This is a genomic window from Micromonospora fluostatini (assembly GCF_050410825.1).
Lineage (GTDB): Bacteria > Actinomycetota > Actinomycetes > Mycobacteriales > Micromonosporaceae > Micromonospora > Micromonospora rosaria.
Genome location: NZ_CP191251.1, coordinates 5,094,625 through 5,105,861, shown reverse-complemented (window position 1 = coordinate 5,105,861; position 11,237 = coordinate 5,094,625). Strand labels below are relative to the sequence as shown.

Annotated in this window: 9 protein-coding genes and 1 pseudogene; 8 read left to right on the top strand and 2 right to left on the bottom strand. The window is 69.7% G+C overall.

The features are described 5' to 3' along the window. Nucleotides 1-33: 33 nt before the first annotated feature. Nucleotides 34-1,263: a TIGR02679 family protein gene (locus ACQUFX_RS22510; protein WP_428962300.1), complete on the top strand. Its 1,230-nt coding sequence runs from the start codon at nt 34-36 to the stop codon at nt 1,261-1,263. A gap of 148 nt (nt 1,264-1,411) precedes the next feature. Here the strand turns inward: ACQUFX_RS22510 and ACQUFX_RS22505 are convergent, their stop codons facing one another. Next, nucleotides 1,412-2,638: a DUF2254 domain-containing protein gene (locus tag ACQUFX_RS22505; RefSeq protein ID WP_428962299.1), complete on the bottom strand. Its 1,227-nt coding sequence runs from the start codon at nt 2,636-2,638 to the stop codon at nt 1,412-1,414. 31 nt (nt 2,639-2,669) lie between these two features. Continuing rightward, nucleotides 2,670-3,599 carry a mechanosensitive ion channel domain-containing protein gene (locus tag ACQUFX_RS22500; protein ID WP_428962298.1) on the bottom strand — a complete coding sequence of 310 codons (930 nt, stop codon included), beginning with the start codon at nt 3,597-3,599 and terminating at the stop codon, nt 2,670-2,672. Between the two features lie 580 nt (nt 3,600-4,179). Between ACQUFX_RS22500 and ACQUFX_RS22495 the strand changes: the two genes are divergently transcribed. The 7 genes and pseudogenes from ACQUFX_RS22495 (at nt 4,180) to ACQUFX_RS22465 (ending at nt 11,237) form a co-directional block, all read left to right on the top strand. Then, a complete protein-coding gene (locus tag ACQUFX_RS22495; RefSeq protein WP_428962297.1) occupies nt 4,180-4,779 on the top strand; it encodes a DUF305 domain-containing protein in 600 nt (199 codons plus the stop codon). 811 nt (nt 4,780-5,590) lie between these two features. Next, nucleotides 5,591-5,785, top strand: coding sequence for a GntR family transcriptional regulator (locus ACQUFX_RS22490; RefSeq protein WP_428962296.1), 195 nt, complete (start codon nt 5,591-5,593; stop codon nt 5,783-5,785). A gap of 66 nt (nt 5,786-5,851) precedes the next feature. Beyond that, nucleotides 5,852-5,989 (top strand): annotated as a pseudogene (locus tag ACQUFX_RS22485) (IS256 family transposase); the annotation flags it as partial. A 394-nt stretch (nt 5,990-6,383) separates the two neighbouring features. Further along, nucleotides 6,384-6,473, top strand: a complete 90-nt coding sequence (gene kdpF / locus ACQUFX_RS22480; RefSeq protein WP_428962295.1) for a K(+)-transporting ATPase subunit F — start codon at nt 6,384-6,386, stop codon at nt 6,471-6,473. Then, complete coding sequence (gene kdpA / locus ACQUFX_RS22475) at nt 6,473-8,128, top strand: potassium-transporting ATPase subunit KdpA (protein ID WP_428962294.1); 1,656 nt, start codon at nt 6,473-6,475, stop codon at nt 8,126-8,128. The genes kdpF and kdpA overlap by 1 nt, the downstream gene beginning before the upstream one ends. A 20-nt stretch (nt 8,129-8,148) precedes the next feature. Continuing rightward, nucleotides 8,149-10,356, top strand: coding sequence for a potassium-transporting ATPase subunit KdpB (gene kdpB, locus ACQUFX_RS22470; RefSeq protein WP_428962293.1), 2,208 nt, complete (start codon nt 8,149-8,151; stop codon nt 10,354-10,356). Then, a complete protein-coding gene (locus tag ACQUFX_RS22465; protein WP_428962292.1) occupies nt 10,356-11,237 on the top strand; it encodes a potassium-transporting ATPase subunit C in 882 nt (293 codons plus the stop codon). Before kdpB ends, ACQUFX_RS22465 begins: the two co-directional genes overlap by 1 nt.

Genomic DNA, 11,237 nt, shown 5'->3' with positions numbered 1-11,237 from the left:
CCGCCGGACCGGTCCGCTGCGCACCCGTCGCTTGTGCCGACCGGGCGGCACCTGCCGGGCGGTCCGGCGGATCTCGTGGACCAGCCCGGCTGGCGGCGGTTGCTGGCGGCCGCCCGGCGTAATCTGGAACGCACCGGTGGCCGGCTCGACACGATCGTGACGCTCGCCACCCCCACCGACGACGAACGTCTCGTGATCATCGGCATCACCGGCACCTACCGTTCCGCCGCAGCGGCCCGTCTCAGCGTCCGACTCGCCGACGTGGACGAGCACCTACACGTCGCGCACGGAGTCGGTCTGATCGAGGTGCTCGCCACGACGGCGCCGTTGCGCAACCGACCGTCCGACCTCAGACGCGAGGCGGTGGCCCGCGACGCCGTCCTCGCTGTGGCTGACGACGGCCGGCACGCCAACACCGCGTGGTACACCGAATGGCTCGACGGCCTGCGTCGCGATGGCACCCTGACTCGCATCGTCCGCACCGGGCTGCCGTTCGAGAACGTGATTCGCGTCCTGGACGCGCTGCCCGCCGCCGACGAGCCGATCCCGGTCTTCGCCGACCGGGTGCTGGAGGACACGAAGGCCCTCACGGACGGGCCGCTGCGCGGGCTTGTCCTCCGTGCCGTCGCCACCTGGCAGCAGGTGGCGCTCCCGGTCGACGGTGAGCGGGAGCGGGCGTTGTGGGAATCAGTCGGGCTGGTCCCGGACGACCTCGCCAGCCAGGTGCTGGTGCTCAACATGCCGGCCACCGACGGCCTGCTCGGGCGGTGGCTGACGGAGGCCGCGCAGGCGGGCGTGCCGGTGCGGATCACTCTGCACCAACTGCGCCTGGCACCGCTGGCCCTGACCTGCAGCGAGGTTTACGTCTGTGAGAACCCCGCCGTGCTGCGCGCGGCCACCACCGCGCTCGGGGCCCAGGCCCCGCCGCTGATCTGCACCGAAGGGGTGCCTTCGGTCGCCGTTCACACGCTGCTGTACGCCGCTCGGGGAGCGGTGATTCGGTGGCGCAACGACTTCGACTGGACCGGCGTGCGACTGACGGCGGCGGCTCTCCAGCGGTATCCGGGTGCGGTCCCGTGGCGGATGACTGCGGCCGACTACCTGCCGGCGGCGGGCACCGGCACAGCCCTGCTCGGTACGCCCACCGAAACACCCTGGGATCCTTCGCTGGGCGAGTCGATGCGGCGTAACGGCCGAGCGGTGATGGAGGAACGGCTGCTCGACCGGCTCATCGCCGACCTACGTGCGGCCGGAGCCGGGTAAGGGCTGGCAGGCGTTACCCGGCTCGTTGTGGCCGGCTGGTCCGCTCCGCTCGGTGCCACAGCGGCGGCCTGTCCCGAGCCCCACGAGCCCACTACACACGCCGCCTCAACCCCGAACCCTCAAGCAGGGTCCCGAACAGCGGCTGTGGTTAGAGATCAGGACCTTTGCCGGTGGGCGGACGTCCGTCGTTGTGGCTGCCGTCAGCCGGTGACGGGAGCCGCCGCGCGATTGCCGTCTGGTGGACGGGGAGCGCGACGGTCGCCAGGTCGCGGACGACCGCGTCCAGTAGTCGCATGACGCGCGGTTGCTGGCTGGCGACGAGGCGGATGTCGTCGATGATCGTGGCCAGGAGAGTGTCGTACGAGATGCCGTTCATGTGGACGCGGACCGTGCCGTCGTCGTCGCGGATGACGTGGGTGGGGTCGGGGCGGGTCGCGAGTCGGCGGAGGAGGTCGTGTGCTTCCTGCACGGTCCGTACGGCGGTGGTGACGTCGTTGACGGCCGGGGACAGCGCGCGTTCGGCGATGTCGGCCAGTTGCCGGAAGCCGAAACCGAGATCCTGACCGGGGGTGCGCTCCACGCCGATGGTCACGCACTGCTCGGCCGCCTCTGTCGGCAGCAGGCGAGGCGTACCGCCGTTTGTCCGGTGTACGAGTAGCAGTGGTGCTCCGGCGACGATGAAGTCACCTGGTGTGGGGACGACGGTGATGGCGCAATCGTGCTCGCGGGCCAGTCGTCCGAGCAGGGCGAGATCGACGTTGCTGATCATGCCGGGCTGCGTGGCCGGCACGCTTCGTGTGACCCTCTCGGGTACCGCGGACGGCGGTGCGTCGGGTGGGGGTAGGTGGGCGATCGACCGCCGGGTCTGCGCGCCGATGGCGCCGATGATGTGGGACACCCGCATGACAGTGGTGATGTGGTGCAGGTAGTAGATGAAGGTGGCACTGCTGGCCAGAACCAGGGCTATTGACACGGCGAGGGATAGTTCCGGCAGCCGTTGGTCCTCCTGGGTCGGCAACGCGGCGAGCACCACCATCGCGAACAGGAAGGTGGCGACGAACGTACCGAGGGTCGCCTGGATGATCCGGTCCTGCAGGAAGGTGCGCAGGACCCGGGGCGAGTACTGGCTGCTGGCTAGTTGCAGGGCCACGACCGTGATGGAGAAGACCAGCGCGGTGAAGGAGATCATCGCCGTGATGATCGATGACAGTAGGGACCGGGCGCCGGCGGGTCCGCTGGGCAGGATCCCCCCGACGGGAAGATTCAGTTGCAGTTCCAGTGCCGACAGCCCGATCGCCACTGCCACCGCGCCGATCGAGAAGATCGCCGGCACCAGCCAGAAACTCTCCCGTATCTCGGCCAGCCGTGCGGACACGGTGCGAGGCCGGCTCATGACGCGTGACTGGTCATCGGCGGTCAGCCGGGACCACGGCGACAGCTTTCGTTGCCTGAGACGGATGGATGGTGATGTCCTGCGTCGCCGACGCCACCCGGATGCCGCTTTCCGCGAAGCGGTCCAGCACCCGCCGGGTGACCTGGTCCTTGGCCTGCCGGGCGGCGCGCACCGGTACCACGAAGCGGGCGGACAACTCGACCCAGTTGGGGGTGGCCCGGACGAAGACGCGGGGGTCGACCTCGGCACCGGCGACGGGGTAGCGGTGGCGCATCTGCTCGATGGCGCGCTGCGCCTCGGCCGTCGACGATGTGCGCTCTGCCTCCTCGCAGAGGATCCGCTCCGCCAGGTGCCAGTCCGCCTCGTACGGCACGGGCAGGGTCAGCTCCTCCCACAGGTGATCCAGCACGGTGCTGCTGTTGAACACCGGTGCGGTGAACACGAAGCGGTTCGACAGGGACACCACCCGCCCGGTGTACTGGCGGCCGCGGATCCACGATTCCGGGTCCGAGGAGGAGCCGCTCTCGAGGATTCGGGTACGCAGTGGGGTGATATCCAGGACGTCACCGCGTACCCCGCACATCTGGATCCGGTCACCGACGCGGAACTGCCGGCCGGTGAGGATGCTGATCCACCCGGCGAATGCGCCGATGACCTCCTGCATGGCCAGCGCGAGACCGGCGGCGAGCAGGCCGAAGACCACGCCGACCCGGCCGGCGAACGGTCGCCACAGCAGCGCCAACGCGAGCAGCAACGCGACCACGGTCAGGTAGTGCACCGCTTTGCGCAGGTAGTATCGGTTGGTGGTGTCCGCCACCCGGATGGTCGCCAGGCGGCCGGCGAGCATCGCGATGACGACGGCCAGCACGAGCAGGACGATGCTGGTCACGAGGCGACCGCTCACGCTGCTCGTGTCCCAGAGGGCCTCCAGGAACCGCTCCATGCTGCTTGTCCATCGTCCTCGGTGGCGACCGGCCGACGCTAGCCCGTCGCGTCTCCTCCACCATAGGCAACCCCCGGACGGTGGATCTCAGAAATCGCCCAGTGCGTGGGAGCTGCCGGGAAGGGTGACGATGATCGGCGGGCGAGGCTGGCGCACCCACTTGAGCGACGACGCCGGGAGGCGGGGCGAGGGGTGATCACCAGGCCTTGTTCTCGCGTATGGCGGTACGACGCGGACAACCGTCGCCATCGCCCACCGAGCGTGGCGCCGGTCGCGGATCAGTTCCGTCAGACGGGTCAGGCCGCGCGTGGACAGCGGGGTGCTGGCAGGACGGGTCTCCGCAACGAGGCCTCCGTGCTGTGGCGTTGGTCGACTGCCGTCCCACCGGGAGCTTCGCCTATCCGGAGCAGCGCCACACCCCGGTACGCCTGATCAACCGCCTCGATCACGATGAGGACGGCTCACTGTGACCGACTTCGACACCGGCGCCAGGGGAGTGGGGCAGGATGGCCTTGCGGAGGCCGTCCACCACCGCGTGTGGTCGGCTCCCGGGTAGGACGGCAGGAAGGGAGCGTCAAGGGTGTTGTACGAGCAGAATTCAGAAGGTTCTGGCCGCGGCGAGGCGCTGTCGCGCGACATGGGGATGTACCTGCGGTTCGGGGCGATGATCCTGACCGCCATGGTGGTCATGTACGGAGTGATGTATCTCAGTACCTGGCGGTGGAGCGACATCCGCTTCAGCGAGAGCCGCATGTTCATGGCGTTCGCCATGGGCGGCGCGATGGGTGTGGTCATGCTCGGTTGGATGCGGAACATGTACCGCAACACCAAGGCGAACCTGGGCGTCGTCGCGGCGAGCGTTCTCCTGTTCGGCACGGGCGTGGTCCTCGACCGCAGCCAGGCCACCGTGGACGACAGCGGCTGGATGAACTCCATGATCCCGCATCACTCAATGGCCATCACCCGGTCCGAGCGCGCCAACCTCGACGACGTGCGGGTCTGTCAGCTTGCCGTGGAGATCAGTGAGGCGCAGCGGCGGGAGATCTCCGAGATGGAGTGGCTTATCGAGGACATCCGGCGCAACGGAGTGGCCGAGACCCTCGAAGAAGCGCAAGCCCGGCCTGTCCCCGAGTACGACGAGTCCGCCAGCCGCCAGTGCCCTCCGGCATTGCCCGCCTGATCAGGTGCGCTAGGAAGTGGGTCGCCCGGAGCCGGGGCAGGTGCCCCTGCTACCCATGGCCTGGTGCGGGGGGCAGGGGCGACCCGGGGCGACGCCTACCTGGGCGCCGCAGACGGAACAGGAGCTCTGGGGGGCCATTCACGGACTCCTTCGGGGATCTGATATTCAGGATGGGGGTCTCGGCCCGGCTCTCGGCTGGGGCCGGACGCCACGGTGACCCGGAGGTAAGTCGTGTCGCCGTCAGCAGCGACGATCCGTAGGGCGCACGGCGAGAGGTGGGCACCGGGGTAACCGCACGTCTCCCAGCTTCTGAGGGACGGCGGGCGCGCGGTGTCGAGTAGTGCGGTCGTGAACATGAGCATTCGCGTTGCCCGCTCGATTGGTGGCGGCATCTCGGCCGGCAGCGGCACCGCCGCAGGAGCGGGCTTGGGCGCTTCAGCCGCCCAGAGCATCGCCGAGGTTCCGGACCGGTAGGTCACCTTCACGCCACACGGGGATTGTCCGCCGGGGCGGGTATCCGACCCGTAGCGCACGATGGCCGTGACGTCGGGGTGCGCGGCCGCGACGTGTAGCGCGGTCACGACGTCGAGGACTTCGGTCACCTGCATGGGGCTCTCCGCTCTCGGTTGCGCAGCTCACGGGCGGGCTTAGTCTAGAGGCGCTGCCTGGGGGACCTTGTGCACGACCGGCGGCCTGTCCGTCGCCGACGAGCGGCGGCGGTTTCCCTCGTCGAACGGACAAATCGGCTGGGCATGGCAGCGAGTTCGACGGCGGGTGTCGGGACGGCGGCGCGGCGGGCTTTGGCCGCCCGATGGTCGTCATCGACGCGGCCTCACCGACGCCGCCGCCGTACATACAGCTTTGGGCCCAGCTCGCGCGGCAGATCCAGGAGCGCTCGCTCGTCGTCGGCACGAGACTGCCGACGATCCGCCGGCTCGCGGCCGACCTCGGCCTCGCCGTGAACACCGTCGGTCGGGCGTACCGGGAGTTGGAGGAGCCGGGCTGACCGAGACCCGTGGGCGGGCGTCCGGTTCGTCGCGGCCGCCGGCGATCACCTGATGGTCGCGGCCGTGTCAAGTGCGTGTACATGGCGTTGATGCGCCTCGACCCCACCGGCACCGGACGCCGGCGGTGGACCATGCGCTGGAAGGCGCCGCTGGAAGCCTTCCAGATCGCCTTCGAGGGCCGGCTCACCCCGGCCAACGACTGACCACCTCCACAACCGTGATCAGCCGTCAGCTTGACAGACCCCCCGAGGCATTGCCCCGGCCGCGGCTCGACGGCCATGGTGGGGGACCTGCCGCCGCTGCTGCCATCGTGGGGCCGGTTCGCCTGATCCGCACCCCGCAGCGTGGCCCGGGTCACTCGATCCTGGGACGGCGTGAAGAGGGCGTGAAAAAGCGCCGGATCGCCGTGATGGTCGCGTTATAGCCCCTGTCGTTGAGGGGTCGGGTGGCGTTGTGATTGCCCGGCGCGGCCGATCGGCGGCCGCGGTGAACGAGTCCGGGTTCCTGAGGAGTCAGCGTGTCTGACGTGGTGTTCGTGGTGTTGACGGTGGCGCTGTTCGCAGTGCTCGCCCTCGTGGTGAGGGGCGTGGAGAGGCTGTGAGCACCGTCAACGCGATCGGTCTGGTGCTGGCGATCGGCCTGACCGTGTTCCTGGTGGTCGCCCTGCTGTTTCCGGAGCGCTTCTGATGACCGTGACGACAGCCGGTGCGCTGTTCATCCTCTCCCTCGTGGCGGCGTTGGTCGCCGTGCACAAGCCGTTCGGCGACTACCTGTACCGGGTGGTCTCTGCCACCCGGCACTCCCGTGTCGAGCAGGGGGTCTACCGCCTGGTCGGGGTCAATCCGGCCGCCGGGCAGACCTGGAGCGTGTACGCCCGCGCCGTGCTGGCGTTCTCCGCCGTGTCGGTCCTGTTCCTCTACGGGTTCATGCGGCTGCAGAACCACCTGTGGTTGTCGCTGGGCTTCGACCCAGTGGTCACCCACGGCGCGTGGAACACGGCGGTGTCGTTCGTGACCAACACGAACTGGCAGTGGTACTCGGGCGAGTCGACCATGGGTCACCTGGTGCAGATGGCCGGCCTGGCCGTGCAGAACTTCGTTTCCGCCGCGGTCGGCATCGCCGTCGCGGTGGCCCTGGTTCGAGGCTTCGCCCGCAGCCGCTCCGGCGAGTTGGGCAACTTCTGGGTCGACCTGACCCGGATCCTGCTGCGCGTCCTGCTGCCGATCGCGGTGCTCGGCGCGCTCGCCCTGATGGTCGGCGGCGTGGTGCAGAACCTCTCCGGCGGCACCGACGTCACCACGCTGACCGGCGGCACCCAGACGATCACCGGCGGGCCGGTGGCCAGTCAGGAGGTGATCAAGGAGCTGGGCACCAACGGTGGTGGCTTCTACAACGTCAACAGCGCCCACCCGTTCGAGAACCCGACCGCGTGGACGAACTGGTTGGAGATCTTCCTGATCCTGGTGATCCCGTTCAGTCTGCCCCGCGTCTTCGGTCGGATGGTCGGGCAGAACCGGCAGGGCTACGCGATCACCGCGGTGATGGCGATCCTGGCGCTGGCCAGCATCACCCTGACCAACGTGTTCGAGCTGGCCGGCCACGGCACCGTGCCGCAGGCGGTCGGCGCGGCGCTGGAGGGCAAGGAGGTCCGGTTCGACGTGTCGAACTCCGCGACGTTCGCCGCCGCTACCACGCTGACCTCGACCGGCGCGGTCAACTCGTTCCACGACTCCTACACCGCCCTGGGCGGCGGAACGTTGCTGGTCAACATGATGCTCGGCGAAGTGGTCCCCGGCGGGGTCGGTGCCGGCCTGTACGGCCTGCTGATCCTGGCGGTGATCACGGTGTTCGTCGCCGGCCTGATGGTCGGCCGGACCCCGGAGTACGTCGGCAAGAAGATCGGCTCGCGGGAGATCAAAATCGCGTCGCTGTACTTTCTGGTCACCCCGGCGCTGGTGCTGATCGGCACGGCGGCGGCGTTCGCCACCGGCAACGACTCGACCGCGTTGAACGTCGGCCCGCACGGCCTGTCGGAGGTGCTCTACGCGTTCACCTCGGCGAGCAACAACAACGGCTCCGCGTTCGCCGGCATCACGGTCAGCACGCAGTGGTGGAACACCGCGCTGGGCCTGTGCATGCTGCTCGGCCGGTTCCTACCGATCATTCTCGTGCTCGCCCTGGCCGGCTCCCTCGCGCGTCAGCAGCCGACGCCCGCTTCCGAGGGCACCCTGCCCACGCATCGGCCGCTGTTCGTCGGGATGGTCGTCGGCGTCACGGTGATCCTGGTCGCGCTGACCTTCCTGCCCGCCCTCACGCTCGGCCCGCTGGCCGAAGGGCTGTGACCACCATGAGAGAGAAGGACATGACCACCTCCACGCCGGCACCGCACGGCACCGCCGACGCGGCGACCGCCGGCACACCGGCCGTCCAGGGCAACCGGGGCGGCGGTCTGCTCGACCCTCAGCAGCTGCTCCGGTCGCTACCCGACGCGCTGCGCAAGCTCGACCCGCGCGCCCTGTGGCGCAACCCGGTGATGCTGATCGTCGAGATCGGCGCGGCCTTCACCACCGTCCTGGCGGTGGCCGACCCGTCGGTGTTCGCGCTCGCGATCACCGTCTGGCTGTGGCTGACCGTCATCTTCGCCAACCTCGCCGAGGCGGTCGCCGAAGGGCGCGGCAAGGCCCAGGCCGCCGCCCTGCGCAGGGCGAAGACCGACACCGTCGCCACCCGCGCCCTCGGCTGGAGCACGGGTGCCGGCCCCGGCACCTACCGCACCGAGAGCGTCCCCGCGCCGCAACTGCGGCAGGGCGACGTCGTCGTGGTCGAGGCCGGCGATATCATCCCCGGCGACGGGGACGTGGTCGAGGGCATCGCCAGCGTCGACGAGTCGGCGATCACCGGCGAGTCCGCCCCGGTGATCCGCGAGTCGGGCGGGGACCGGAGCGCGGTCACCGGCGGCACGAAGGTCCTCTCCGACCGGATCATTGTCCGGATCACCCAGAAGCCGGGCGAGAGCTTCATCGACCGGATGATCAACCTGGTCGAGGGGGCCAACCGGCAGAAGACCCCTAACGAGATTTCCCTCAACATCCTGCTCGCCGCGCTGACGATCATCTTCCTGCTCGCGGTCGTGACCCTCCAGCCCCTCGCGATCTTCTCCAAGAACTTCCAGGCCGCCGCGTCGGACTCGGGCGCGGTCACCGACGCCGGCGTCACCGGCATCGTGCTGGTCTCGCTGCTGGTCTGCCTCATCCCCACCACCATCGGCGCGCTGCTGTCCGCGATCGGCATCGCCGGCATGGACCGCCTCGTGCAGCGCAATGTGCTGGCCATGAGCGGCCGGGCCGTCGAGGCGGCCGGAGACGTCAACACCCTGCTGCTGGACAAGACGGGCACCATCACGCTGGGCAACCGGCAGGCCGCCGAGCTCCTGCCCGTCGGCGGCCTCGACGCCGCAACGGTCGCCGACGCCGCGCAACTGTCCAGCCTCGCCGACGAAACCCCCGAAGGGCGCTCGATCGTGGTGCTGGCCAAGAACGAGTTCGGGCTGCGCGAACGTGAGCCCGGCCTCATCCCGCACGCCACGTTCGTGCCGTTCACCGCGAAGACCCGGATGAGCGGCGTCGACCTGACTCCGGATGTGAGCGTCGACGGCGGAGCCACCGGACCGGTGCGCCGTATCCGCAAGGGCGCCGCCGTCGCAGTGATGAAGTGGGTACGCGACAACGGCGGTCACCCCACCGAGCAGGTCGGTCAGCTCGTCGACGAGATCAGCGGCATCGGCGGCACCCCCCTCGTCGTGGCCGAGCACCTCGACGGGGAACCCGCCCGAGCCCTCGGCGTCATCCACCTCAAGGACGTGGTCAAGGCCGGCATGCGGGAGCGCTTCGACGAGATGCGCGCGATGGGCATCCGCACCGTGATGATCACCGGTGACAACCCGCGGACCGCGAAGGCCATCGCCGACGAGGCCGGCGTGGACGACTTCCTCGCCGAGGCCACCCCGGAGGACAAGCTCGCCCTGATCCGCAAGGAGCAGGAGGGCGGCCGGCTGGTCGCGATGACCGGCGACGGCACCAACGACGCGCCGGCGCTCGCCCAGGCCGACGTCGGCGTGGCCATGAACACCGGCACGTCGGCCGCGAAGGAGGCCGGCAACATGGTCGACCTCGACTCCGACCCGACCAAGCTCATCGAGATCGTCGAGATTGGCAAGCAGTTGCTGATCACCCGGGGCGCGCTGACGACTTTCTCGATCTCCAACGACATCGCGAAGTATTTCGCGATCATCCCGGCCATGTTCGCCGGCATCTACCCGAGCCTGGACACGCTCAACGTGATGCGGCTGCACAGCCCCGAGTCGGCGATCCTGTCCGCAGTCGTCTTCAACGCGCTGGTCATCGTCGCGCTGATCCCGCTGGCCCTGCGCGGCGTGCGCTACCGTCCGGCTGCCGCGTCGAAACTGCTCAGCCGCAACCTGCTGATCTACGGCCTCGGCGGCATCATCGTGCCGTTCGTCGGCATCAAACTCATCGACCTGCTCATCCAGTTCATCCCGGGGATCTCGTGATGCACCTACCCACCTGGCTCGCCCAGCACCTGGCCGCCCTGCGCGCGTTGCTCGTCTTCACCGTGCTGCTCGGCCTGGCCTATCCGCTCGCGCTGGTCGCCGTGGGCCGGCTCCCCGGCCTTGACGGCAAGGCCGGCGGCTCGCTCGTGACCGCCGGTGGAAAGACCGTCGGCAGCAGCCTGATCGGGCAGCCGTTCACCGACGCGGACGGCAACCCCGTCCCGCGCTACTTCCAGTCCCGCCCGTCGGCCGCCGGCGACGGCTACGACCCCACCTCCACCTCGGCCAGCAATCTCGGCCCGGAGGACATCGTCGACACCACCGCCACCGACCCCGACGACTCGACGCAGAGCCTGCTCACCCAGGTCTGCGCCCGCAGCAAGACTGTGGGGGAACTCGACGGCGTGGACGGCCGCCGCCCCTACTGCACCGCCGACGGCGTCGGCGCGGTGCTGGCCGTGTTCCGCGCCGACGGCCTCACCGGCGTGGTCACCCGGGTCGTCAGCGTCAACCAGACGGCACCCGCCACCCCCTTCGTCACCGAGTACCAGGGCGTGCCGGTGGAACTGGCTGAGCCCGGCCGTGACTACCGGGCCGCCGGAGCCACCATCGTTCCCGTCCGCGGCGACGCCCCCGCCGATCCGGTGGTGCCCGCCGACGCGGTCACCGCCAGCGGCAGCGGCCTCGACCCGCACATCTCCCCGGCGTACGCGCGGATCCAGGTCGACCGCGTGGCCCGGGAGCGTGGCACGGACCCGGCGACGATCCGGAAGCTCATCGAGGCGCACACTACCGACCGGACGTTCGGCTTCATGGGCTCACCCGGGGTGAACGTGCTGGAACTCAACCTCGCCCTCGACGAGGAGTTCCCGGCACGCTGA